We start from the raw sequence: 24,654 nt of genomic DNA, 5'->3' as shown, positions 1-24,654 counted from the left end.
TTTCAGGAGAGTCGCTGCCGCGACGCCACTGCCGTGCCTGCCGACGCTCCAACTTAGCTCCGGGTATATACAGGAACGCTCAAGGCTACTTGCGAACGGTGGGAATCTGAGTTCGGTTCACTACGACGCGCGGCCTAGAGCATTCGGGTTCAACGCCCAGATCTGCCGCCGCATTGGGGGAAGACTATGGGCAACGTATGTAGGCAAGATCTGAAACAATTCACCATCACAGAAACAAAAACCCATTGCAGAGGCCGTAATAGCCAAAGAACAAGGCTTTATGAAAAGTCACCCCAAATCACCAGACTGTCCAGAGAGCCATTCCGGAGGTATGAGCGCTTCGTGCCCTCGCCAACGCTCGACAATGGCGTCTTGAAACCATTCTTCCTCAAGATCGGCATGTTCAGTAACGATTACTTGGAATCCCGACGGTGAGGTAGCAATGAACTTCCGGACTGCGGAGTAGATTGCAATCAATGATTCTCTATCATCTTCGCCTAGATCTTCCTCCGAGGGGTCCTTATGATCTGCCGGAAAATAGACCTGAGACGGCTGGTCCAAGAACAGAAAGCGGGGCATGGGCCGGTTTGTGCGCCCCAAGTAGCTATGCAAGCCAATAAGGACGGCCAAGTGATACCCAAGCCAGTTCTCCGCGCTTCCAATTTCACGCAAGGGATACCGGCCTTCAGGAGTGTCGACTACGACCGTCAGCTTACGGATGTCCAGGTTCGTCGGCGCTGGCGCGTGCTCGAGTTGGAGCTCGGTCGCAACCTCGGTCGCCATCTGGCCAATTAGAGCGAGGGCGGTGGACAACCGCTCCTGAACACCTTCAGGATCGAGCAGACGTTCGAGCAAGTCCACTTGCTCTTGGAGCTCAGCTATTCGAGACTGAGTAAACGACGACTCTATCTGACTTCTTGTAGACGATAGATATAATCTCACTTTTCCGCGCAATTCAGCTCTTGTCAAATTGAGCTCCCTTGCTTGGATAAAGGCATCGTGAGCCGTAGTGCCGGCCTCAATTTCTTCTTGGTTTAGACGTAGTTCTGCAGAGAGTTCGTTTAGCTCTTTGTCATACTCATCGAGAACTTTTTGCAGTTGAGGTGTGTCACCCCGGACGTCCTCGAGCTCGGCAGAAATAGCCGTAAGGTGCTCGTGAAGAGTCGCCGCTAAAGAGTCGCCTGCGGGTCGAGATGTGAAGCAAAGCGGGCAGATAGTCTCGGCGTCGCTGAGGTTCGGCAATAAGTTGAGCGTCTCCAGTCTAGCTTTCTGTTCGCCCGCCTCGCTACTGAAACGAGATTCGTGCTGCATCAACGCAACGACTTCTCGCCTACTGGAACGCAATTCGGCAAGCCGCATGCGGAGCCGCTCTCTATTATCCACCAGTATGGTCATTTGATCTTCATCGGCAAATTCTTCGAATTCGGAGGGCTCAAAATCTAGGAGACCCCCAAGAGCTTCCAGCACAACACCAGCATCGTCCATGGTTGGACCCGCAATAAGACTAAGCGACACAGCTTCACGAAGCAGCCGACGGGCAAGAGGAGGGGCCGATACGTCCGATCGCTCAGAGTCGGCTGCCCGAAGGCGACGTAGCTCCCGCTTCTTCATGCGGAGATCTTCCAGCTTCGAAAGATGGTCGACGTCAACCGCTCCTAGGAAGTAAGGCAATACGTCGCGTATTGCCTGGGGCACCCATTCAAGGGCTTGGCCATGAAATAGGACTGATTGACTTGCTATTTCATCCTGATGCTGCAGGGTGAAATGGTTAGTATGCTTCACGGACACAGAGAAGGATGATCTCGTTCCGGCACCGACGTCAGTTCGGTTTTCCTGAATACCGATTTCACGGGATAGTAATTCGATCGCAGTATCAACGTCAGTATTGCTTTGCACGTCTGCAAGCTTAAGATCAGCGGGAACAAATCCGGTTGAATAGTGCATACGGGTGTTCACCTGGCGACCCGTTTCTGGGGCCGGCCTTGCAATAAGAATCCTTGTTCCCTCGGAAACCAACTCAAGACAAAACACTTCCACATGATTTCTTATCACACCACTTGGCACAGTAAAACCAGTAGATCCAAGACAATATTGAATAATATCAATAAGAGATGTCTTACCTTTACCAGATCCCCCGGTAATTATATTCAGTTCGTTAAGCCTAAATTTGACCGAGCGCCTTTGTCCGACACGGTTAAACAAATGAATCGCCTGGATTTGGAAAGTCATGGTCTTACTCCAAAAATATTTAGTACCGCGGTAGTGTTGGGGTTTACTGTCAGCCATCGACCTAGGTACTTCGCGGCCTTCTGGATTTGAGCAACCTCTGACGAAGCAGATTTGATGACCTTAGGGACCTTGTGTTCACCCGGGACGATGAGCGCGCCGTCAATGGCTAGCGTCCTCGTCCTGAGCGCCAGGTCCAGCCCCACCGTAACGAGGGGTGAAATCGCCGCAGCCTTGCCCGGAATAGCGGCGCGTTCTGATGGGTGGGAGGCAATCCAGGACACCATCGGCGTGTTTAACCTCATGGACAACGCCGATCTGACGTCCGCGTCTAAGCACATCGGCACGACAAGGTAGGCAGTTTCCCAGGGGAGACCACGCTTCCCCTCCTCAACCGCTCCCTGAACCCCTCGCAAGACAGTTACGGCGAGAAGCGCTGGATTGAAAAGGGCGGCCGAGTCTCGCGGCAGGTCCAACCACACCCGGCTCATCGAGCCCCCTGAGACTGCTCAGGTTCAAACAACGCCATTAGCTTCGCGGCAAACTCTGGATGCCAGCCAATTGCTTTCTCATGGGCCAACATTTGAAGAGAGCCCCTTACAACGAATGCCTCAGTGCATCTCTCCCTGATGACAGGTTGCGCCGCTCCCTCAGCCCATGAGTACAGCTCTCTCGCCATCGAGAGTTTGGCTTCTTCGCTTGCGGCCGCCCCCAGTACGTCATGGAGCTGGTCGAAATGGAGCTCCCACTCTTCAATCAGCTGTCGCTCGTAGTTCTTAAGCTCCTCCTTCATAATCAAGTTTTGTCGCTGCCACGAGGAGCGCTGATTGAACGCACGAAGATAGTTTGTAATTGCCCGATTAATTCTTCGCTCATTAACTTCAATGAATCGAAGCTGCTTTACAAAAATGTGATTCTGAAAACGCTCTGGCGCAGGCTGCAGATTTGCGATTTCCTGTGAAATTGGGAGACTTGTGGCCGAGAAGTCATCCCTGAGCCCCTGTATGTAGGCATCAAGTTGATCGAGTTCTATAAACTTGTCAGAGTCACTCATGAGCTTTTCAATGCAAAGAGAGACCCACCAACCTTCTAAGTTATCGACAAACGCGGAAAGGAGATGCCTGGGCATGCCGATAGCCAGACTGCGTTCTAACTGAGTTCTGACAGTCTCGATATTGGGTGACTGCGCAATTACTTGAATCTTCTGTAAGAGCAACTCCTGCCTTTGTGGACCTAGATCGCGAAAAGCCTTGTACGCTTTCCTGTTTCCTTCATTGCTGCTTTCCGTGCTTATATTGCGCAAGATCGCGAGGGCCGCAGTCACATCTCTCGTCGATTCATCAGGTGACAGCAGCGAGCCGATACTGCCAGAAGCCACAAAACCGGTAGTTATCAATCTGAAACTAACTTTGCTCAGATCGATTCCTGGCTCGTCAAACAGGGACGACCAAATCCTGAGCGTCTTCCACAGATCTGAACTTCTGTCAGTAAGAGAGGAGTCCACGTCGCGGTGTTTCAGCTGCTCAATTCGATGCCCCGACACGCTTATCAGCTCGACATCATCCGCCGACTCGATAGCGATTCGCCCTAGCAGGTCTTCGCGCGCCGATTCAATGGCCTGCCAGAGGGCATAACGGAGCTGGTGCAAGTACCCGATTAGTGAGGCGCTTGCGTCAAATTGAGATACATCACTCATTGCCTTTACTCGTCTTCTCGATTCCGTAGATGCCAGGACCATATGATCACGTGATGCATCCTCCCTTGGTAATTGTGGCCCCAACCCACTTGTGTGTCGGATCTGCGATCACCCCCGACCGCATCAGCTAGCAGCCAGCCAGTCATCAGAATCCCGACACACCCAGTGATCGTGCGTAGGGTGGCAGGCCAGGCTCGGGATCTTCGCCAGAGGGCATGTCCAACATGCTTGGTATCCCAAACCCCACCTCCCTACCCACCCCCTTGACTCCCACCCCCACCTTCCCTAAACTTTTCATAAAGCAGAATCTAAATTCCACAAAGCGGAAAACTGAGGCCAAGCACCAAGGCAGCAGCCAAGCAACGGAAGATAGATCAAAGCCCCTCCTCGGAAGGACCTACGATGACGTACACAGTGAACTGCTCCATCCTCCTGACGGAGCTGCCCTTGCTCGAGCGCCCCGCCGCCGCGAAGGCAGCCGGTTTTGACGCCGTCGAGTTCTGGTGGCCCTTCGAGACCTCCGTCCCCAGCGACGCCCAAGTAACCGAGTTTGAAACAGCCATCAAGGACGCCGGCGTTCAGCTCACCGGCCTGAACTTCAACGCTGGCAACATGCCCGGCGGCGACCGCGGCCTGGTTTCCTGGAAGGGACGTTGCTCCGAGTTCAAGGACAACATCGACGTCGTAGCCGGCATCGGTGAGCGCCTGGGCTGCAAGGCCTTCAACGCCCTCTACGGCAACCGCCAGGACGAGTTCACCCCTGAAGAGCAGGACGAACTCGCGGCAAAGAACCTCGCCGCAGCAGCTGAAGGCGTTGCCCGCATCGGCGGCACCGTCCTCCTCGAACCGGTCAGCGGCGCACCCAAGTACCCGCTCCTCACCGCCGAAGACGCACTCAAGGTCATCGCCCGCGTCAAGGCAGAATCCGGCGCCCAGAACATCAAGCTCCTCGCCGACTTCTACCACCTGGCAGTCAACGGCGACGACGTCGAATCCGTCATCGAGAACCACGCCAAGGACTTCGGCCACATCCAGATCGCCGACAACCCCGGCCGCGGAGCTCCCGGAACCGGCACGCTCCCCCTCGGCGAATGGATCGCCCGCAGCCGCGAACTCGGCTACGACGGCTACATCGGCCTCGAGTACAAGGAACCGCAGGAATCGGCTTTCAGCTGGGCCATCCGCCAGCGCGCCAACGCCAACTAAAGCACGACGGCGGCACCCGCCAAAGCGACTGACTCACCAAACAGCACACCTGAGCTAAAAAGACTTTCAGAAAGAGAACCACTATGAGCAACGTTGCAGTCATCGGACTCGGAATCATGGGCCTCCCCATGGCCATCAACCTCGTCAAGGCCGGCCACACGGTCACCGGTTTCAACCGCAGCCAGGACAAGATCGACAAACTCGTCTCCGAGGGCGGCCAGGGTGCCACGAGCATCGCGGACGCAGTCAAGGACGCCGACGTCGTCATCACCATGGTCCCCGACTCCCCCGATGTTGAGGGTGTAGTCAGCGGCAAGGACGGCGTCTTCGCCAACGCGAAGAAGGGCACCCTCTGGATCGACGCATCCAGCATCCGCCCGGACGTCGCCAAGCGCCTCTCGGACGACGCAGTCGCAGCCGGCATCCGCCCGCTCGACGCTCCCGTATCCGGTGGCGAACAGGGCGCTATCGACGCCGTTCTGTCCATCATGGTCGGCGGCGAAGCTGCAGACTTCGAGGCAGCACAGGATGTCCTCAACGCAGTGGGCAAGACCATCGTCCACGTCGGCCCGTCCGGCTCCGGCCAGACCGTCAAGGCAGCAAACCAGCTGATCGTAGCCGTCAACATCCAGGTCCTCGGCGAGGCCATCGCCTTCCTTGAGGCCTATGGCGTAGACACCGACGCAGCACTGAAGGTCCTGGGCGGCGGCTTGGCCGGCTCCAAGGTCCTCGACCAGAAGGGTCAGAAGATGCTGGACCGCAACTTCGACCCCGGCTTCCGCCTGGCCCTCCACCACAAGGACCTCGGCATCGTCACCTCCGCAGCCCGCGAAGCCAACGTCGCTGTCCCGCTCGGCGCAGTCGTCGCCCAGCTCGTCGCCGCAACCGTCAACCAGGGCGACGGCGGCCTCGACCACTCGGGCCTCTTCAAGCAGGTCCTCCAGCTCAGCGGCCGTAAGTAAATACCCCGGCAAAAGCCAGCTAAGCAACACAAAGCAGGGAATCCGCCGTCGTACTTAAACGACGGCGGCTCCCTCACCACACCCAAAAACACCCCAGACTTCGCCCGAAAGGGCAATAAACAAGGAGTACACCATGGCTAAGATGCGCACCGTTGACGCGGCAGTCGCCATCCTGGAAAAGGAAGGCGCCACCGAGGCTTTCGGCCTGCCAGGCGCAGCGATCAACCCCTTCTATTCAGCAATGCGTGCCCACGGCGGTATCCGCCACACGCTGGCCCGCCACGTTGAAGGCGCCAGCCACATGGCTGACGGCTACAGCCGCGCAGCTGATGGCAACATCGGCATCTGCATCGGCACGTCGGGCCCCGCTGGCACGGACATGATCACCGGCCTGTACGCAGCATGGGCGGATTCCATCCCCATGCTCTGCATCACCGGCCAGGCACCCGTTGCCAAGCTGCACAAGGAAGACTTCCAGGCCGTGGACATCGAGTCCATCGCCAAGCCGTTGACCAAGTTCGCCATGACCATCCTGGAGCCGGGCCAGGTTCCCGGCGCGTTCCAGAAGGCGTTCCAGCTGATGCGTTCGGGTCGCCCGGGCCCGGTTCTGCTGGACCTGCCCATCGACGTTCAGATGGCCGAGATCGAGTTCGACATCGACGCCTACGAGCCCCTGCCAGTGGAGAAGCCCAAGGCTTCCCGCAAGCAGCTGGAAAAGGCTCTGGACCTGCTGACCGCAGCCCAGCACCCGCTGATCGTTGCCGGTGGCGGCATCATCAACGCAGGCGCTTCGGCCCAGCTGGTTGAGCTGGCCGAGATCCTGAACGTTCCCGTTATCCCCACCCTGATGGGTTGGGGCGCCATCCCGGACGACCACCAGCTGATGGCCGGCATGGTTGGCCTGCAGACCTCGCACCGCTACGGCAACGAGACGTTCCTGCAGAGCGACTTCGTGATCGGCATCGGCAACCGTTGGGCCAACCGCCACACCGGCGGCCTGGACACCTACACGGCCGGCCGCAAGTTCGTGCACATCGACATCGAGCCGACCCAGATCGGTCGCGTTTTCTCGCCGGACTTGGGCATTGCGTCCGACGCCGGTGCGGCGCTGGACGGTCTGTTGGAGCTGGCTCGCGAACGCCGGGCCGCCAAGACCCTGCCGGACTACTCGGGTTGGGTTGCCGAGTGCCAGGAGCGCAAGGGTTCCCTGCACCGCAAGACCAACTTCGACAACGTGCCGATTAAGCCGCAGCGCGTGTACCAGGAGATGAACAAGGCCTTCGGCCGCGACACAACCTACGTGTCCACCATCGGTCTCTCGCAGATCGCCGGCGCACAGATGCTGCACGTGTTCGGTGCCCGCAAGTGGATCAACGCTGGCCAGGCCGGCCCGCTGGGTTGGACCGGTCCCGCCGCACTGGGCGTGGTTCGTGGAACCCCGGACGCCACTGTTGTTGCCCTGTCCGGTGACTACGACTTCCAGTTCATGATCGAGGAACTGGCCGTTGGCGCACAGTTCAACCTGCCGTACATCCATGTTGTGGTGAACAACAGCTACCTGGGCCTGATCCGTCAGAGCCAGCGCGGCTTCAACATGGAACAGAACGTTTCCCTGGCCTTCGAGAACATCAACAGCCCGGAGACCAACGGCTACGGCGTGGACCACATCAAGGTTGCCGAGGGCTTGGGCGTCAAGGCCATCCGCGTTGAGGACCCCAACGATCTCCCCGCCGCTTTCGACAAGGCCAAGGCACTGATGGGCGAGTTCAAGGTTCCCGTGGTTGTTGAAGTGATCCTGGAAAAGATCACCAACATCTCCATGGGCGTTGAAATCAGCGGCGTGAACGAGTTCGAAGAGCTGGCAGAAACCGCGGCGGACGCACCCACCGCGATCCTGACCAAAGCGTAAGTAAGTAAAGGAAGGAGGCACCGGAATGCGTGTTGTCATCGCCCCGGACAAATTCAAGGGCTCGCTGTCCGCGCCCGACGTCGCCGAGCACCTGGCAACAGGACTGCTGGCGGGGTTCGGCTCGAAGGGCTTCGAAGCAACACGCATTCCGGTGGCCGACGGCGGCGAAGGAACCATTGACGCCGCCATCGGCTCCGGCTTCACCCGCCGGACCACCACCGTCACCGGCCCGCTGGGCGAGCCGGTGAAGGCCGACTTCGCAGTGCGGGACCAGGAAGCTGTCATCGAGATGGCGGCAGCTTCCGGTCTCGCCCTCCTCCCGGACGGCCCCACGTCCGAGGCGGCCAAGACAGCCACCAGCATCGGAACGGGCGAACTCATCCGCGCCGCGCTGGACCTCGGCTGCCGCAAGATCATCCTGGGTGTGGGCGGCAGCGCCAACACCGACGCCGGCGCAGGAGTCCTGCAGGGCCTCGGCGCCGTGTTCCTGGACAAGAACGGCAACGAGCTCCCCGGCGGCGGCGCGGCCTTGGCCGAGCTGGACACCATCGACTTCTCCAACTTCGACGTCCGCGTTGAGGCCACGGAGTTCGTGTTGGCGTCCGACGTCGACAATCCCCTTTTGGGGGCCAGCGGAGCCCCAGCCATCTTCGGTCCGCAGAAGGGCGCGACGCCGGACGACGTCACCTCGCTCGATGCGGCACTGAGCCACTTCGTCGACGTCCTTGCAGCCACAACCGGCCAGCACGCCAAGTTCGCAGCCAAGGCAGAAGGCGCTGGAGCGGCAGGCGGCGTCGGCTACATTGCCATCGCGGCACTGAAGGCAGAGCGGCGGCCGGGCATCGACGTCGTGCTTGAGTTCACTGAACTCGAGCAGCGGCTCAAGGGCGCCGATCTGGTAATCACCGGAGAAGGCAGCCTGGACGAGCAAAGCCTGCTCGGCAAGACCCCCATGGGCGTCTCCCGCGCGGCGCAGAGGAACGGGGTTCCCGTGATCGCAGTGTGCGGGCGGAGTACCCTAAGCCGGGAACAACTCACGGATGCCGGCTTCCACACGGTGCATGCACTGACCGATCTGGAAAAAGATGTCCAAAAATGTATCGCTGAAGCAGGTCCGTTGCTTGAACAATTAGGTAAGCACATAGGCGTGTACCTGGCGGAACGGACCGAAAACAAGGAGTACCTCAATGTCTGAAGCAATCGGCGCCTATGACCTCGTTATCCGGGGCCAGCGCATCCTGACCACCGCCGGACTCGCAGCACGCGAAGTTGGCATCCGCGATGGCGTCATCGTCGCTATCGAACCCCTGGGCAACGGCCTCACGGGCAACGAGGTCATTGAACTCGCAGACGACGAAACCCTCATCCCCGGCCTGGTGGACACCCACGTCCACGTCAACGAGCCCGGCCGTACCGAGTGGGAAGGCTTCGCCTCCGCCACCCGTGCCGCAGCTGCCGGTGGCGTGACCACCATCATCGACATGCCGCTGAACTCCATCCCGCCCACCACCACCGTGGACGGCCTGGAGCAAAAGCGCGTAGTCGCCAAGGACCAGGCGTTCGTGGATGTCGGATTCTGGGGCGGTGCCATCCCGGGCAACAAGAGCGACCTCCGCCCGCTGCACGACGAAGGCGTATTCGGCTTCAAGTGCTTCCTCCTGCACTCCGGCGTGGACGAGTTCCCGCACCTCGATGCAGACGAGATGGAAGAGGACATGAAGGAACTCAAGTCCTTCGACTCCCTCATGATCGTGCACGCCGAGGACTCCCACGCGATCGACCGCGCCCCGCACCCCGGCGGCGACCACTACGAAACCTTCCTCGCTTCCCGCCCCCGCGGCGCCGAGAACAAGGCAATCGCCGAGGTCATCGAGCGCGCCCGCTGGACCGGCGCCCGCGCCCACATCCTGCACCTCTCCTCCTCGGACGCCCTGCCGATGATCGCCTCAGCAAAGCGCGACGGCGTCAACCTCACCGTTGAGACGTGCCCGCACTACCTGACACTCATGGCTGAAGAAATCCCCGACGGCGCCACGGCCTACAAGTGCTGCCCGCCCATCCGTGAGGCCTCCAACCGTGAGCTCCTCTGGAAGGGCCTGCAGGAGGGCACCATCGACTGCATCGTCTCGGACCACTCCCCCTCCACACTGGATCTGAAGGACCTGGAAAACGGTGACTTCGCAGTGGCGTGGGGCGGCGTGTCCTCGCTCCAGCTGGGCCTGTCCTTGATCTGGACCGAAGCCCGCCACCGCGGCATCCCGCTGGAACAGGTTGTCTCGTGGATGGCTGAGAAGCCCGCCGCCCTGGCACGCCTGCACAACAAGGGCCAGCTCGCCCTGGGCTACGACGCCGACTTCTCCATCTTCGCCCCGGACGAAGCCTTCGTTGTGGACGTCACCAAGCTCAAGCACAAGAACCCGATCACGCCGTACGACGGCCGTCCCTTGGCCGGCGTCGTCCGCAAGACCTACCTGCGCGGAACCCCCATCGATGGCCAGAACCCCGGCGGCAAGCTGCTCCGCCGCGGCAACGTTTAGGTCAACCGTCATGGCAGTCAATGCCTACGGGCCACCGCCGTCGCGAGGACCCGCAGCACGCGGCCTCGCGGGTCGGCGGGCCGGCTTGAATCAACGAAATGGCCTGACAGCACACGGTCTGGCGCTCTGGGTCAACCCTGCCGAGGGCGACGAGATCGATCCTGAGGTCTGGGAGCGGGCAGCACGCCTTGTGCTGGCCCGCGCCATGAAACTTGCCCCGGATGCGGAAGTCCGTATCTGGCCCGCCACCGGGGCAGAGCACTCCGGCGTCGGCGACACTTCCTGGGGCGGCACTCCGCAGGAAGCCGCCGACGCCGGTAACCACCACTCGGGTACAGGCGCAGTTACGCTCGCCGATGCCCTCGCGGCCGCCCGTTCGGAAGCCCATTCCGACGGCGGCAACGGCACCGAAGCGGGCGGCAGCACCGCCGTCGAGCCCGTAACGTTGGCGAGCCGACGCAGCCAACTTGCAGTGGACCTCGCCGCTGAAGTAGTGCTGCTGGACGGCGAGCCGGTTGCCTTTACTGGCATGGAATACAAGCTGCTCCGCTACCTGGTGGTGAACTGCTCCCGGGCCATCAGTCGTGAAGAATTGCAACGTTTTCTGGAGTCATTTGACCTTCCCGGCGCGGCATTTCGCTCGATCGACGTTTATGTTGGAAGGGTGCGGCGGAAGCTAGGCTCCGCCCGACACACCGTCGCCACCGTCCGTGGTGGCGGCTACCAGTTCGTGCCAGGCCCCTATGCCACAGTGCGCGGACCTGCGGAATACAGCATCTAAGTTCGCTGTTGTAAAAGATCAACGCCCCGCAATTTGTATGACCGCTTTTGTTTGAAATGACCGCCGGTGCACACCGGTTGAACGTAAAGGATCGCCATGACCCAGAAACTCCTCGTCGGAACGCAAGCACCTGACTTCGCGCTGCTCGACGCCGACGGCACCAAGGTCTCGCTGTCCGATTACCGCGGACGCAACGTCATTGTGTACTTCTACCCGAAGGCAGCCACCCCCGGCTGCACCACCGAGGCTTGCGACTTCCGTGACAACCTCGCCAGCCTGCAGGGCAAGGGTTACGACGTCATCGGGATCTCGCCGGACGCCCCTGAAGCACTGTCCAAGTTCACGGGCGAGTTCGCCCTGACCTTCCCGCTCCTCTCCGACGAAGACCACGCTGTGGCTCTCTCCTACGGCGCTTGGGGCGAGAAGCTGGTTGACGGCGAAATCGTCGAAGGCCTGGTCCGCTCCACCGTCGTGCTGGACGGCGAAGGCACCGTGAAGCTCACCCAGTACCAGGTTTCCGCGCAGGGCCACGTCCAGGCGCTGAAGGACGAGCTGGGCGTCTAACCCTCTCTCACCTTCCGCGTGTTTGAGCCGAACGCTCTCTCACCTTCCGCGTGTTTGAGCGAATCCCTCTCTCACATAACTGCACAATTCCTGTAACGCCCGCTCACTTCTGTGAGCGGGCGTTACATATGCCTTGACTAAACGTGACAAAACACCCAGCAACAGTAGTTAATGGAGCCATGGTCTCTTCCACACCCGTGCGCCACGCTGTAGTCGTCGAAGATGACGCCGACATCCGCGGCCTTCTCGTCGTCGTCCTCGAGCAGCTGGACTTCGTGGTGATCGAGGCACCTGACGGGCTCTCCGGCGTCGAGGCTGTCCGCAACACCAACGCCGAACTGGTGACGCTGGACGTGAACCTCCCGGACATCGACGGCATGGAGGTTTGCCGCCGGCTCCGCGAATTCTCGGACGCCTACATCCTGATGCTCACAGCCCGGGCCGATGAAATTGACAGGCTCAACGGACTGGACACCGGCGCCGACGATTACATCAGCAAGCCCTTCAGCCCCAAGGAACTCCAGGCCCGCATCCGTGCGTTGTTCCGCCGGGCACGGACGCCCGCCCCTGCCGGGAATGCCGGCCAAACCGACGAACTTGAGCGCGCCGCCGTCGTGCAGCAAAGCCTCCTTCCCCGCGAAGCGGTCCGCCTGGAAGGATACGACGTCGCTGGCGCCTTCCGTCCGACGCGCAGCGTGGGCGGGGACTTCTATGACTGGTACCAGACCAGCGACGGAATGCACCTCACCTTCGCGGACGCCATGGGCAAAGGCATGGGCGCGGCGCTGATCGCGGCGACGGTCCGTGCCGTCATGAGGTCCGTTGCGGACACCCCGGCCGTGGACCAGGCCTTTGGCTCCGCCAGCACCACCATTGCCTCGGACATCGGCCAGTCCGGCTCGTTCGTCACCATGTTCCACGGGCGGCTGGACGGCCCATCCGGCAAGCTCAGCTACATCGACGCCGGACATGGACTTGCGCTGCACATCCCGGTTGAAGGGACGGCGAAGCGGTTGGTCTCTGCTGGACCCCCCGTCGGGATCCTGGATGGGCAGCATTGGGCAGCCTCTGAACTTCAACTGGAGCCCGGCGATTCACTGGTCATCGTCAGCGACGGCGTCCTGGATGCCCACAATTCCCTGGACGAGTTCATGGTCAACGTTGAGAAAGCCGCACGCAACGGGACCAGCTCGGAGGAAGTATGCGCGGCCCTCCTGGAGCTGGCACCAGCGGCAACAGCGGAAGACGACGTGACCGCCGTCGTGGTTCACCGGAAACCGGACGTCGGACGCTAACTACACACGAGGGGGGATTGTGACACGTTTCTGGACCCGGCTTTTTGTTGTCCTCACAGTCATACTGGGCGTCAACTATGTGGCATGGCGCTGGCTGGCGTCGCTGAACTGGGAGGCGTGGTGGATTGCAGTCCCGTTGGTGATCGCCGAAACGTACAGCCTCATTGACGTGATCCTGTTCGGGCTGACGGTGTGGAACCTCAAGATCCGCAAACCACCGCCCGCACCCCCGGCCGATGCCACTGTGGACGTCTTCATCACCACGTACAACGAGCCGCTGGACCTGGTGATGACCACGGCTTTGGCCGCCAAGGACATCCGCTGGCCGCACAGCACCTGGATACTGGACGACGGCGACCGCCCCGAAATGCGCCAAATCGCCGAGAGCAACGGGATCGGCTACGTGACGCGCGGCGCGGACTGGACACCGGACATGCCGCGGCACGCCAAGGCGGGAAACCTGAATAACGCCCTCATGGTGACCTCGGGCGAGTACCTGTTGATTCTCGACGCCGACCAGATCCCCGAGCCGGACATCCTGGACAAGACGCTGGGCTACTTCAACGACGACCGCGTTGCACTGGTCCAGACACCCCAGTACTTCATCAACGTCCCCGCCGACGATCCCCTGGGCAGCCAGGCGCCGTTGTTCTACGGACCCATCCAGCAGGGCAAGGACGGCTGGAATGCGGCGTTCTTCTGCGGCTCCAACGCCATCCTCCGCCGCGAAGCCCTCATGCAGCTCGGCTTGGTGGGCTACGTCAAAGCCACCGAGCACAGTGTGCGCAGGGCGCTGGCAGCGTCGCGCTCGGCCATCAAGAAGGCCCGCCGTTCCGCCGAAGCCGAGAACCCGCTGGTGACGCAGATGCTCAACGAGGTGGAAGCCGCCACCACCTTCGCACAGCAGGAACTCGACGCCCGCGTCTCGCTCAGCGAAATCACCTACCGCGTCCGCCGCAAGGTGGACGACGCCGTGCGCACCTTGGTCGCCGCTGACTTCTCCGCACTGCAGTCCGACCTCGAAGAAATCGCTGCGATGGAACTGGCCCACGTGGGCGAGTCCGGCGTAACCACCGTGGCGAGTGACGCCGTCGACCGTATGTCCGGTCGCGACTGGTCCCCGCTGGGAGCGCTCGAATCCGTACACGCCGTCCTGGACGCCATCTCCGTTGAACGCACCGACGAAGCCCAGCCGATCATGCCGCTGGCCACCATCTCTGTCACCGAGGACATGGCGACGGCCATGCGTCTTCACGGTCTGGGCTGGAAGAGCGTGTACCACCACGAAATCCTTGCCCTTGGCCTGGCACCTGAAGACCTCAAAACCATGCTCACCCAACGCCTCCGTTGGGCGCAGGGCACAATGCAGGTCCTGCTGCGCGAGAACCCACTGATTCAGCGCCGGCTTACTTGGGGCCAGCGGCTCATGTACTTCTCCACCATGTGGAGCTACCTCAGCGGATTCGCGGCCGTGGTGTACTTCGCGGCGCCCATCATCTATCTCACCCTCGGCATCCTCCCGGTCAGCAGCCTCAGCTGGGACTTCTTCAGCCGCTTCATCCCCTTCATGGTGGTGAACCAACTGCTGTTCCTGGTGGCAGGGCACGGGATACCCACCTGGCGCGGGCAGCAGTACAGCCTCGCGCTGTTCCCCACCTGGATCAAGGCCTGCACGACGGCGGCACGCAACGTTTGGTTCGGGCGTCCCCTCGGGTTTGCGGTCACCCCCAAGGCCCGCCAGAGCGGCGGCCCCAGTTGGAGCCTGATCAGGCCGCAGATCATAGTTGCCGTGTTGTTGGCCATTGCTTTGGTGGTGGGGATCGCCCGCCTGTTGGCCGGGCTTTCCGAGCCGCTGGGCACCTTGGTGAACGTGGCATGGGTGGCTTTCGACCTTGTGGTCCTAAGCGTGCTGGTCAAGGCAGTGTTGTACAAGGGCTTCGTGCCTGACGGTGGGCCGGAGCGCCCGGAGGAGAGGAATGCAGATGCAGTTTAGCTACGAGGTCAAGGACTCCTACGCGGAGGTGAAGAGCGTGGGTCGCTTGAACATGGTGGCAGCCCCCAAGCTCCGCGATGTTGTGAACGAGGTAGTGGCGGGCGGCTCCAGCCGGGTTGTCGTCAATCTGGCCGAGACTGACTTCATGGACTCCTCAGGACTCGGAGCCCTCATCGGTTGCCTTAAGGCCGCCCGCCAGGCAGGGGGCGATCTCCGCATCTCCGGCGTTCAGCCGCAAGTCAAGATGGTGCTGGAACTGACCAACATGGACCGGGTGCTCACGGCTTACCCCTCAGCCGAAGAAGCGTTCGGCGATGACTGACGTCATTGCCCGCCGGGGCTTCCATGGGCCGTCCAACGACCAGGCTATTGAGGCCGTCCACAACGAACTCGATGCCCTGTGGGACGATGCCTCCTTTGTTCCGGACATGGACCGCATGACGTTCACCACCGCCGTCATCGAGGCGGCCGCGAACATCGTCCAGCACGCGCTTCCGGTAGCGGAGACGCCCGTGGAGATCGACGTCGACATCAGTGTCCGGACCACTCGCCTGGTGGCGCGGGTCAGTGCGTTCAACGCCCGCGAACCGTTCGCCAACGACATGCAGGCCAATATGCCGGATTCGGATGCCGAGTCCGGGCGGGGGTTGGCGCTTATCGAGGCTCTGGTGACCACAGTGACGTTCGAGCGCCAAGACGGCACCAACACCTGGATCCTTACCCGCGAGACCTGACCCTCTCTCACCAAACGCGCCGTTCCACCCGACCCTCTCTCACCAAACGCGCCGATCCACCCGACTCTCTCACCAAACGCGCCGTGAGCCGAACGTGAAGTGCAACGGGTTGTTCTGCCCATGGCCAAAGCGCAACTGAGCGTGACAGCATTCGGTGAGATCCGCCGTCGAGCACGTAACAACATTGGGGAAACGAAATGAACCGCCGCATGCACCGTAACGCTTGGGCGTTGGCCGCTGCCCTTGCGGTGGTGACTGTTGCTGCCGGCTGCAGCGACACCCCCGACGGACCCAAACGGGTGCCCAGTGAGGCGCCGCCCGTGACTTCCGAGCCAGCGTCGGTGGCCGAAAGCGCCGCCAAGTACAACGCCCTGACCACCGATCTTGTTGCCGCCCTGGAAGCCAAGATGCCGGCCATCACCTGGACCGTGGATGATCCGGCGCGCTTGAGCCGCGCCCAAGACGGCAGATGCACACTCTCCCCACGGAGCATGAAAAGCAGCGCAGACATCGTGGAGCCATCCAAAAACTTTGAGGACGTCTTTGGTGCAGCCGATCCGGTGCTGGAAAAGCACGGCTTCCCTGCCTTCGACGGAACCGACCCCGTGCCCGGCGGATGGGTGGTCACCCGCAGCGCTGATGCCGCAGGCGCTACGGTGACCATCGAATCAAAATCCCCGGCCTACCTCAGCGTCACTGTTCCGGTTAAGTCCGAGAAATGCGATTCCAACGAAATTCCTCAGGGGGACAGATAAATGCCCGGATTCTACGGTGCTGATATTGCCCAATTGCGGGCACTCGCCAAGACCATGTCGCGGCATTCGGAACGGATGACCTCGCTGTCCATGGAACTGGGCAACCTCATCAACAACGCTCCGTGGGATGGCCGTGACGCCGTGATGTTCCGCGCGTCGTGGGACTCCCAGCACCGTCCCATGCTGAAGAAGATCTCCAGCGAATTGCAGAACCAAGCCAAAGAGCTGATCCGCAATGCCGACGAGCAGGACAAGTCCAGCTCCGGTTCCTCGGGCTCCGATCGGTCCGATCGTTCCGGGCGGGGAGATTCGAACCCTCCCGGCGACCCAGGACCACTGGACCCGGACAAGCCCGACGTCGATGTGCCCGGCGATGTCCGCAACGACCCCGACGCCGGGGACCCCAGCGACATCAATCAAGGACAGATTGGCGACTGCTGGCTGTTGGCTGGAATCGGTTCGGTGGCCCAGGTGCTGGAGCGCGAGGGCAAGCTCGACGAATTCCTGGAAGAGCACATGCGTCCCGTGGGCGACCCGCCAACGCACTGGGTTGTCACGCTTTATGAAGACGGCGAACCCGTGGAAGTCACTGTGGAGGCCAAGTCGGTTGACGGCGGAGTCCGCGGCGCCGACGGCGAACCCAACTGGCTTTCCATCTACGAACGCGCGGCAGCTGAGCACCGCGGCGGGTCCTATGACGACATCGACGGCGGTTTCAGCAACGAAGCCATGGAGCTGATGACCGGGCAGTCCGCTGACAAGGACGGCGAGTTGAACTTTGATGACATCGAGGACAAACTCTCGGACGGACAGGCCATCTCCGTGGGAACTGAGGACGTCAAGGACGACGACTTCGACTGGGTCTGGGAGTCCGACGAAGTCAACCGTACCGACGTCGTGCCCAACCACGCGTACGTTGTGGTGGATGTGAAAACCAACGACGACGGCGAGAAAGTCATTGTCCTGGCCAACCCGTGGGGCCCCTCCGGCGGTTACATGGAAGGCGACGACGACCTCAAGTCCGGCACGCTGGAACTGACCGAGGACGAGTACAAAGAAAACTTTGACTCCGTATACTCCGTGGACGTGAAGTAAGGATGGCCGTGGAACAGCTGGTAACAGTCAAGCAAGGCATGCAGCCCACCTTCGACGGCGTCAAAGTGGGGGTGGTCAAAATCGGCATCGCGGATGGGGCTCCGGCCATCCAGTTCTGGATCCGGACCGCCGAGCAGCAACGAAAGCAGGCCTTCCGAGAAGGCCAGTCGGTCACCCTTCCGGGTGCTGGCCTGTTGACGGTCACCTCCATCCAGCCCGCGCTAGGCAGTACGGCTGCCTCCGCCACACTGACGTACGACGGCGGCCCGGTCACCGATTGAGCGTCGGCGCCGGGCGGGTGAGAGAGCGTCACCCAAAAACCCACCAAAGGTGAGGGAGCGTCACCCGAAAACCCACCAAAGGTGAGAGAGCGTCAGGCGTTAGCGATGGCCTCTTTGAGCGCGCCCAGTACCAGGGTCACCGAAGCACTGTTGGCGTTGGGGCCCATCATGCCGATGCGCCACACGGTGTCCGCGAACTCCCCCACACCTGAACCAATCTCCATACTGAAGTTCTCCAAAAGGTAAGCGCGGACGGCAGCCGAGTTGACGCCGTCGGGCACTTTGACGGTGGTGAGGCTGGGCAACCGGGCGCCCTCAGCGGCGAACAGCTCCAGGCCCATGTCCTGCAGTCCGTCCTGCAAGGCTGTACCAGCGGCGCGGTGCCGGGCCTGCACAACGTCCAACCCCTCGGCGAGGATGCGGTCCAGGGCGGCTTCAAGGCCGGCAATCATGGTGACCGGAGCGGTGTGGTGATAGGTCCTGGCGCCGCTGGCCGCGCCGACGTATCCGCCCAGCAATCCGATATCGAGGTACCAGGAGCGAGGATCCTTCACACGTCGCTCAAAGGCGCGGTCAGAGACAGTGAAAGGCGAGAGTCCCGGCGGCACACCCAGGCATTTCTGCGTTCCTGCGTAGCCGACGTCGATCCCCCAGTCGTCGGCCAGCAACTCCAGTCCGCCGATGGACGTCACCGCGTCGGTAATCAACAGCGTGTCACCCTTGCCTGCGCCGAGGGCCGCGATGTCAGAGAGCACTCCCACCGAAGTCTCTGCGTGGACGGCGGCGATGACTTTGGGGTTCGGATGCGCTGAGAGCACCCGATCGGCGTCCACAGGCTGGCCCCATTCGTGATCGACCCGGACCACCGTGGCCCCGCATCGCCGGGCAACCTCACACATCCGCGCCCCAAAAAGTCCGTTGACCGCGATCACTGCCACGTCGCCGTCGGACACGGTGTTCACGAAAGCCGCTTCCATCCCGCCGGAACCGGTGGCACTCAACGGAAGTGTCCGTGCGTTGGACGTACCCCACACAGTCCGAAGGCCCTCGCAGGTGTGGTCCAGCCGCTCGATGAACACAGGGTCAAGGTGGCCAAGCACGGGATAGGCCAACGCGGACATGGCTTCGGGGTAGCAATTGCTCGGGCCGGGACCGAACAGGAACCTGGACGTCAGAATGTCTGGCATGTGCGAACTCCTTCAGCTGGTTGAGGTCATTCTGCCCCACCCAACGATGAGGGGCCCACTCTGCGCGCCAAAACGCCCGTAGGGGGCGTAAAGCGGGCCTCGCAACGTTCCGGGCCGCTCACCCAGGATCCTCCAAGCCCAAACTGCTAAGGTTGCTCACCAACGCTGAGGCCGCCACGGATAGGGGACAAGAGTGACGACTGAAGGAAAAGAGTCGCCGGAAGCCGGAGTGCAGGGCGAAGTAAGCCAGGACCGCTTTGTCGCAGGGCAGGATCTGACACGCTGGAAATCCCCGGTAGGCCGCTTACTGGCCGGAGGCGCGGAATGGATCACCCGGCTACTGGGACCTTATGCGGCCCTGGTCATCACCCTTGTAGTAGGGCTTGGCGTGGCCATGGCACTGGCTCTCGCCTTCGGTGAAGTGTACGAATCAGTGACCGAGGCCGACGGCGTAGCCGGCTTGGACGATCCGGTCCTGGCTGCTGCCAAGTCGGTTCGCTCACCAGCGCTGGACGTTGCTGTCACTGCCTATACGAATATCGGTGGCACGGTGGGCATGCCCATCATTGCGGTTGGAATCATGATCTTTCTGGCGGTACGGCGACGCTCATGGACGCCCGTCATCCTGATGCTCGCAGCCGGATTGGGATCACTGGCCATCACCGTCCTTGGCAAGCCGATCTTCGGCCGCAGCCGCCCGGATATGGCCGATGCGATTCCGCCCTACGAACATTCAGCGTCATTTCCCAGCGGCCACTCACTCAACTCGATCGTGATCGCCGGCATTGTGGCGTACCTGATCATCCTGCGGCTCAAAACGATGCGGGCAAGGGTCATCACGGTGGCGGTCGCATCCGCGTTTGCCATCACCATGGGCTTGAGCCGCGTCTACCTCGGCCACCACTGGCTGACCGATGTGCTGGCGGCGTGGGCCATCGGCATCTCATGGCTGGCGTTGGTGATTACCGCCCATCGCCTCTATCTGACAGTGCGGACCAGGCGCCAGCACGCGGTAATCTCTTGACACCAAGCCGTTCACTCGGCTTAACTGAATTACGTATGCTGAAATAACAGTTCCATGATGCGGAAGCTTGAAGCAAAGGCTTCCTCCTGCACCAGTAGGGGTTCCGCATAGCCCACACCATGGATGCCAGCATTTTGCACGAGGATGACAAGCATGGAGCTTGCAGTATTCAACAGCGCTGACCGGGACGAGGCCATCAGGACCCTGACCCCTTGCCTGGATATCAGCCGCTGGGTAGAAGCCGTGGTTGACGCGCGCCCCTACGCCAGCGTCGACGAACTGCTGGGGCAAGCCCAGCGTGCCGCCGAACCCTTCACCCCCGCGGAAGTGGAGTCCGCCATGGCCCACCACCCCAGGATTGGTGAACGCCCCAAGGCACAAACCACCGAGGCCGCAATGTCGCGCTCGGAGCAGGCCGGAGTGGACCCGGGCGACAACCAAACAACCGCCGCCCTCGCCGAGGGCAACCGGGCGTACGAGGAGAAGTTCGGCAGGGTCTTCCTGATCCGCGCGGCGGGCCGCAGCGCGGAGGAAATCCTCAGCACCCTGCAGGAACGCATCACGCACACGCCCGAAGAAGAAGACACAATCGTGGCTGGCCAGCTGCGGGAGATCGCACTGCTGCGCCTCTCCGGACTGATCAGCGAAGGAGTCAACGCATGAGCGTTTCACAGGTAACAACCCATATTCTGGACACCGGTTCCGGCCGCCCGGCGGCGGGTGTCGCCGTCGTACTTTACGTCCGTGAAGGTGACGACTGGACGCTGGTGGCCAAGGGTGAAACCGACGCCGACGGCCGCATCAAGACGCTCGGACCGGAGCGGATTCCCGGTGGCGCCTACCGCCTGAACTTCGCCACGGGTGCCTACTACGAGGGCCTGGGCACGGAGACGTTCTTCCCGGAAGTGGACCTGAACTTCACAGTGTCCGACGCCGGCGAGCACTACCACGTGCCACTGCTGCTGAGCCCGTTTGCGTTCTCGACGTACCGCGGCAGCTAACTCCCGAGTTTGTGTACACATAATGCCCCTAAGGTGACTCCTTGGGGGCATTATCTGTACATAAACGCGGAACGGTAGGCTTTAACGCATGGCTTCAGAGGACACCACCCCCAACTCCACCCGACGCGAAATCACCGTTCGCCGGGCACCCAAGTTTGTACCGTTCATGATTCTGGGCGCGGTGGTGGGCGCAATTGTGGCCGCGATCATCGCGTACGGCCGCCAAGCCGATCCCGCCTTCGATGCCGGCACAGTCTTCGGTTTCTTCCTGATCGTCTGCGCCGGTGGCGGCGTCATCCTGTTCTCCATCCTTGCTCTGGTCCTGGACCGCATCAGCGTCAAGCGCTCACAGCGCGCCGTAGTGGAAGCCGTTCCGGATTCAGTCCCGGATGAAGGACCAGAGCACGACGACGTCCGCTAAGGGGGCGGCCGGCCCGCCTCTTTGGTGGGCTTGCAGATGTGAGACACACCGCATTTTCGCGGGAACACGCCAGTTCACGGGGTCACATAGGCCGCGAGGGAACTTACCACGGCCACAACATGAGACAATCGACCAGTGGCACGTGGCGACGGAAAACTTTCTCATGATCTTCTCCCCGGCGAAAAAGGCCCCCAGGACGCTTGTGGCGTCTTCGGGGTTTGGGCTCCCGGTGAAGAAGTAGCAAAACTCACCTATTACGGGCTGTATGCGCTGCAGCACCGCGGACAAGAATCGGCTGGTATTGCTACCAGTGACGGCAAGCGCATCAATGTCTATAAGGACATGGGCCTTGTGTCCCAGGTCTTCGATGAGACAACCCTGAACACCCTTACCGGGCACCTGGCCGTTGGCCACTGCCGGTACTCCACCACCGGTGCAAGCCACTGGGCCAACGCGCAGCCAACCCTGGGTGCAACAGCAACCGGCACGGTTGCCTTGGCCCACAACGGCAACCTGACCAACACCGCTGAACTCCGGGAAATGATCCTTGAGCGCAACGATGGCCAGTTGACCGGTGAAATGAAGCAGGGAAACACCTCTGACACCGCATTGGTGACCGCACTCCTTGAGGGCGAAGAAGGCAAGACCCTGGAGCAGACCGCTCTGGAGTTGCTGCCCAAGATCAAGGGTGGCTTCTGCTTCGTCTTCATGGATGAGGGAACGCTCTACGCAGCCCGGGACACCTACGGCATCCGTCCGCTGTGTCTGGGCCGCCTGGACCGTGGCTGGGTTGTCGCTTCCGAGCAGGCTGGCTTGGCCACCGTTGGCGCAAGCTTCATCCGCGAGATCGAGCCCGGCGAATTCATCGCCATCGACGAGGACGGCGTTCGTTCGCAGCGCTTCGCCGAGGCAACCCCCGCCGGCTGCGTCTTCGAATACGTTTACCTTGCCCGCCCGGACGCAGCCATTGCCGGCCGCTCCGTGTACGAGGCCCGTGTGGAGATGGGCCGACAGTTGGCCCGCGAGAACACTCACGAGGCAGACCTTGTCATTCCGGTTCCGGAGTCCGGTACGCCCGCGGCCGTTGGCTACGCCGAACAGTCGGGAATCCCGTTCGCGCACGGCTTCGTCAAGAACGCATACGTAGGCCGCACGTTCATCCAGCCCTCGCAGACCCTGCGTCAGCTCGGTATCCGGCTCAAGCTCAACGCCTTGGAATCCGTGATCCGTGGCAAGCGCATTGTGGTGGTGGATGACTCGATCGTCCGCGGCAACACGCAGCGTGCCATTGTTCGGATGCTCCGCGAAGCCGGCGCCGCCGCCGTGCACGTCAAGATTTCCTCTCCCCCGGTCCAGTGGCCCTGCTTCTACGGCATCGACTTCGCCTCCCGCGCGGAACTGATCGCCAACGGTGCCACCATCGAGGAAATCTCCACGGCAATCGGTGCGGACTCGCTGGCTTACATCTCCGAGGACGGCATGATCGGGGCAACCCAGCAGCCGCGCGAACGCCTCTGCACCGCTTGCTTCACCGGCAAGTACCCCATCGAGCTGCCGCACGCGGACAAGCTGGGTAAGAACCTGCTGGAGCGCACGGACCTCGGCGGCCTTGAACCGGCCGCTCAGTCCGAGTCTGTGGACGATTCCGAGGACCCTGCCGGGAAGCCGGGCGCCACGGGTTGCGATCCCGGCCCCGACGCCGAATTCGAAAACCTCCTTACCGACGCTGATCGTTTGACCGACGCCGACAAGAAAGAGTCTGTATGAGCTCCGCAACACCCGCCGCTGAGAATAACTCCGGTATCACCTACGCCTCCGCGGGTGTCGACGTCGAAGCGGGAGACCGCGCAGTCGAACTCATGAAGGGCGCCATCAAGGCGACTCACAACTCGTCGGTGATTGGCGGCGTCGGCGGTTTCGCTGGCCTGTACGACGTCTCCAAGCTGCTCACCTACAAGAAGCCGCTGCTGGCCACGTCCACTGACGGTGTTGGCACCAAGGTTGCCATTGCGCAGGCCATGGACATCCACGACACCATCGGCTACGACCTCGTGGGCATGGTGGTGGACGACATCGTGGTGGTTGGCGCCGAGCCGCTCTACATGACCGACTACATCGCCTGCGGCAAGGTTGTCCCGGAGCGCATCGCGGACATCGTCCGCGGTATCGCCGCTGCTTGCTCCGTAGCCGGCACCGCCCTGGTGGGTGGCGAAACCGCCGAGCACCCGGGCCTCCTGGGCGAACACGAATACGATGTGGCAGGTGCCGCTACCGGCATCGTCGAGGCCGACGCCCTGCTCGGCCCGGACCGTGTCCGCGCCGGCGACGTCGTGATCGGCATGGCATCCTCCGGCCTGCACTCCAACGGCTACTCCTTGGTCCGCCGCGTCATCAACCACGCCGGTTGGGCCCTGGACCGCCAGGTTTCCGAACTCGGCCGCACGCTGGGTGAAGAGCTCCTGGAACCCACCCGCGTCTACGCAGCTGACTGCCTGGACCTGGCCCGCACCTTCCCGGTGCACTCGGCCAACGCGGTTCACGGCTTCAGCCACGTCACCGGTGGTGGCTTGGCCGCCAACCTGGCCCGTGTGCTTCCGCAGGGCCTGGTGGCCACGGTTGACCGCAACACGTGGGAACTGCCCGCCATCTTCAAGCTGGTCTCCGAGCTTGGCAACGTTCCGCTGGCCGACCTTGAGCGCACGCTGAACCTCGGCGTGGGCATGGTTGCGATCGTGTCCGCTGAAGCCGCCGACGCCGCCGTGGCCCGCCTTAACGACCGCGGCCTCCCGTCCTGGGTCATGGGTACCGTTTCTGCAGACTCCGACTCCATCGACAAGACCGGCCCGGACTACGTCCAGGGTGCCAAGGGCGTCGACGGCGGCGCTGTCCGTTTGGTGAACGCCTACGCCTAAGCGGTTTATCGCCTCAAAGAGAGCGGCCGGGCTACTTGCCCGGCCGCTCTTTTGTTTCTCCTTTTACCCAACCAC

At 61.8% G+C, this 24,654-nt stretch carries 23 protein-coding genes and 1 pseudogene; 20 read left to right on the top strand and 4 right to left on the bottom strand.

What is annotated here, in order from left to right; translation table 11 throughout:
• Positions 1–288: 288 nt before the first annotated feature.
• The 3 genes from BMY91_RS14845 to BMY91_RS14835 are packed head-to-tail and all read right to left on the bottom strand — an operon-like array spanning position 289 to position 3,922.
• Positions 289–2,229, bottom strand: coding sequence for a DUF3732 domain-containing protein (locus tag BMY91_RS14845; RefSeq protein WP_177179926.1), 1,941 nt, complete (start codon positions 2,227–2,229; stop codon positions 289–291).
• On the bottom strand, positions 2,226–2,717 hold the full coding sequence (locus BMY91_RS23660) for a three component ABC system middle component (RefSeq protein WP_371261052.1): 492 nt from the start codon (positions 2,715–2,717) through the stop codon (positions 2,226–2,228). Before BMY91_RS23660 ends, BMY91_RS14845 begins: the two co-directional genes overlap by 4 nt.
• A complete protein-coding gene (locus BMY91_RS14835) occupies positions 2,714–3,922 on the bottom strand; it encodes an ABC-three component system protein (protein ID WP_090823204.1) in 1,209 nt (402 codons plus the stop codon). Before BMY91_RS14835 ends, BMY91_RS23660 begins: the two co-directional genes overlap by 4 nt.
• Before the next feature lie 402 nt (positions 3,923–4,324).
• Here BMY91_RS14835 and BMY91_RS14830 point away from each other — a divergent pair, with 402 nt between their 5' ends.
• The 14 genes and pseudogenes from BMY91_RS14830 to BMY91_RS14765 all read left to right on the top strand — a co-directional run bounded on the left by BMY91_RS14830 (position 4,325) and on the right by BMY91_RS14765 (position 18,034).
• Positions 4,325–5,128: a hydroxypyruvate isomerase family protein gene (locus BMY91_RS14830; RefSeq protein WP_024818157.1), complete on the top strand. Its 804-nt coding sequence runs from the start codon at positions 4,325–4,327 to the stop codon at positions 5,126–5,128.
• A gap of 65 nt (positions 5,129–5,193) precedes the next feature.
• Positions 5,194–6,090, top strand: a pseudogene (locus tag BMY91_RS14825) (2-hydroxy-3-oxopropionate reductase); the annotation flags it as partial.
• Between the two features lie 133 nt (positions 6,091–6,223).
• Complete coding sequence (gcl, locus tag BMY91_RS14820) at positions 6,224–7,999, top strand: glyoxylate carboligase (protein WP_090823203.1); 1,776 nt, start codon at positions 6,224–6,226, stop codon at positions 7,997–7,999.
• A 25-nt stretch (positions 8,000–8,024) separates the two neighbouring features.
• Positions 8,025–9,194: a glycerate kinase gene (locus BMY91_RS14815; protein WP_090823201.1), complete on the top strand. Its 1,170-nt coding sequence runs from the start codon at positions 8,025–8,027 to the stop codon at positions 9,192–9,194.
• Positions 9,187–10,536, top strand: coding sequence for an allantoinase AllB (allB, locus tag BMY91_RS14810; RefSeq protein WP_090823199.1), 1,350 nt, complete (start codon positions 9,187–9,189; stop codon positions 10,534–10,536). The genes BMY91_RS14815 and allB overlap by 8 nt, the downstream gene beginning before the upstream one ends.
• Before the next feature lie 10 nt (positions 10,537–10,546).
• Positions 10,547–11,317, top strand: a complete 771-nt coding sequence (locus tag BMY91_RS14805; protein ID WP_090823198.1) for a winged helix-turn-helix domain-containing protein — start codon at positions 10,547–10,549, stop codon at positions 11,315–11,317.
• Positions 11,318–11,413: 96 nt separating this feature from the next.
• Positions 11,414–11,881 (top strand): thioredoxin-dependent thiol peroxidase, encoded by a 468-nt coding sequence (gene bcp, locus BMY91_RS14800; protein ID WP_090823196.1) that lies wholly within the window; start codon positions 11,414–11,416, stop codon positions 11,879–11,881.
• 179 nt (positions 11,882–12,060) lie between these two features.
• Positions 12,061–13,176, top strand: coding sequence for a PP2C family protein-serine/threonine phosphatase (locus BMY91_RS14795; RefSeq protein ID WP_090823194.1), 1,116 nt, complete (start codon positions 12,061–12,063; stop codon positions 13,174–13,176).
• Positions 13,177–13,195: 19 nt separating this feature from the next.
• Positions 13,196–15,169: a glycosyltransferase family 2 protein gene (locus tag BMY91_RS14790; RefSeq protein WP_090823193.1), complete on the top strand. Its 1,974-nt coding sequence runs from the start codon at positions 13,196–13,198 to the stop codon at positions 15,167–15,169.
• Positions 15,159–15,491 carry an STAS domain-containing protein gene (locus tag BMY91_RS14785; RefSeq protein ID WP_090823191.1) on the top strand — a complete coding sequence of 111 codons (333 nt, stop codon included), beginning with the start codon at positions 15,159–15,161 and terminating at the stop codon, positions 15,489–15,491. Before BMY91_RS14790 ends, BMY91_RS14785 begins: the two co-directional genes overlap by 11 nt.
• Positions 15,484–15,903 carry an ATP-binding protein gene (locus BMY91_RS14780; protein WP_090823189.1) on the top strand — a complete coding sequence of 140 codons (420 nt, stop codon included), beginning with the start codon at positions 15,484–15,486 and terminating at the stop codon, positions 15,901–15,903. The genes BMY91_RS14785 and BMY91_RS14780 overlap by 8 nt, the downstream gene beginning before the upstream one ends.
• A 209-nt stretch (positions 15,904–16,112) precedes the next feature.
• Positions 16,113–16,658 carry a hypothetical protein gene (locus BMY91_RS14775; RefSeq protein ID WP_254779812.1) on the top strand — a complete coding sequence of 182 codons (546 nt, stop codon included), beginning with the start codon at positions 16,113–16,115 and terminating at the stop codon, positions 16,656–16,658.
• Complete coding sequence (locus BMY91_RS14770; protein WP_090823185.1) at positions 16,659–17,753, top strand: C2 family cysteine protease; 1,095 nt, start codon at positions 16,659–16,661, stop codon at positions 17,751–17,753.
• An 8-nt stretch (positions 17,754–17,761) separates the two neighbouring features.
• Positions 17,762–18,034, top strand: coding sequence for a hypothetical protein (locus tag BMY91_RS14765; protein ID WP_139244871.1), 273 nt, complete (start codon positions 17,762–17,764; stop codon positions 18,032–18,034).
• Between the two features lie 92 nt (positions 18,035–18,126).
• Here BMY91_RS14765 and BMY91_RS14760 read toward each other — a convergent pair whose 3' ends face one another.
• Positions 18,127–19,221 (bottom strand): pyridoxal-phosphate-dependent aminotransferase family protein, encoded by a 1,095-nt coding sequence (locus tag BMY91_RS14760; protein ID WP_090823181.1) that lies wholly within the window; start codon positions 19,219–19,221, stop codon positions 18,127–18,129.
• A 193-nt stretch (positions 19,222–19,414) separates the two neighbouring features.
• Between BMY91_RS14760 and BMY91_RS14755 the strand changes: the two genes are divergently transcribed.
• From BMY91_RS14755 to purM, 6 genes are all read left to right on the top strand, one after another.
• Positions 19,415–20,245, top strand: coding sequence for a phosphatase PAP2 family protein (locus tag BMY91_RS14755; RefSeq protein ID WP_090823176.1), 831 nt, complete (start codon positions 19,415–19,417; stop codon positions 20,243–20,245).
• A 153-nt stretch (positions 20,246–20,398) separates the two neighbouring features.
• The gene (gene uraD / locus BMY91_RS14750) at positions 20,399–20,908 is read left to right on the top strand and encodes a 2-oxo-4-hydroxy-4-carboxy-5-ureidoimidazoline decarboxylase (protein WP_090823174.1); all 510 of its coding nucleotides are present in this window, start codon (positions 20,399–20,401) and stop codon (positions 20,906–20,908) included.
• Positions 20,905–21,246 (top strand): hydroxyisourate hydrolase, encoded by a 342-nt coding sequence (gene uraH, locus BMY91_RS14745; RefSeq protein WP_017199951.1) that lies wholly within the window; start codon positions 20,905–20,907, stop codon positions 21,244–21,246. Before uraD ends, uraH begins: the two co-directional genes overlap by 4 nt.
• Before the next feature lie 88 nt (positions 21,247–21,334).
• Positions 21,335–21,667, top strand: coding sequence for a hypothetical protein (locus BMY91_RS14740; RefSeq protein WP_090823172.1), 333 nt, complete (start codon positions 21,335–21,337; stop codon positions 21,665–21,667).
• 135 nt (positions 21,668–21,802) lie between these two features.
• Positions 21,803–23,434, top strand: coding sequence for an amidophosphoribosyltransferase (gene purF, locus BMY91_RS14735; RefSeq protein WP_090823170.1), 1,632 nt, complete (start codon positions 21,803–21,805; stop codon positions 23,432–23,434).
• Complete coding sequence (purM, locus tag BMY91_RS14730) at positions 23,431–24,579, top strand: phosphoribosylformylglycinamidine cyclo-ligase (RefSeq protein ID WP_090823168.1); 1,149 nt, start codon at positions 23,431–23,433, stop codon at positions 24,577–24,579. The genes purF and purM overlap by 4 nt, the downstream gene beginning before the upstream one ends.
• The last annotated feature ends 75 nt before the right edge of the window (positions 24,580–24,654 follow it).

The sequence above is a fragment of the Arthrobacter sp. yr096 genome (assembly GCF_900108925.1).
Classification (GTDB): Bacteria; Actinomycetota; Actinomycetes; order Actinomycetales; family Micrococcaceae; genus Arthrobacter.
Note: the sequence above shows the minus strand (reverse complement) of the source record. Positions and strands in the feature narration are given on the sequence as shown.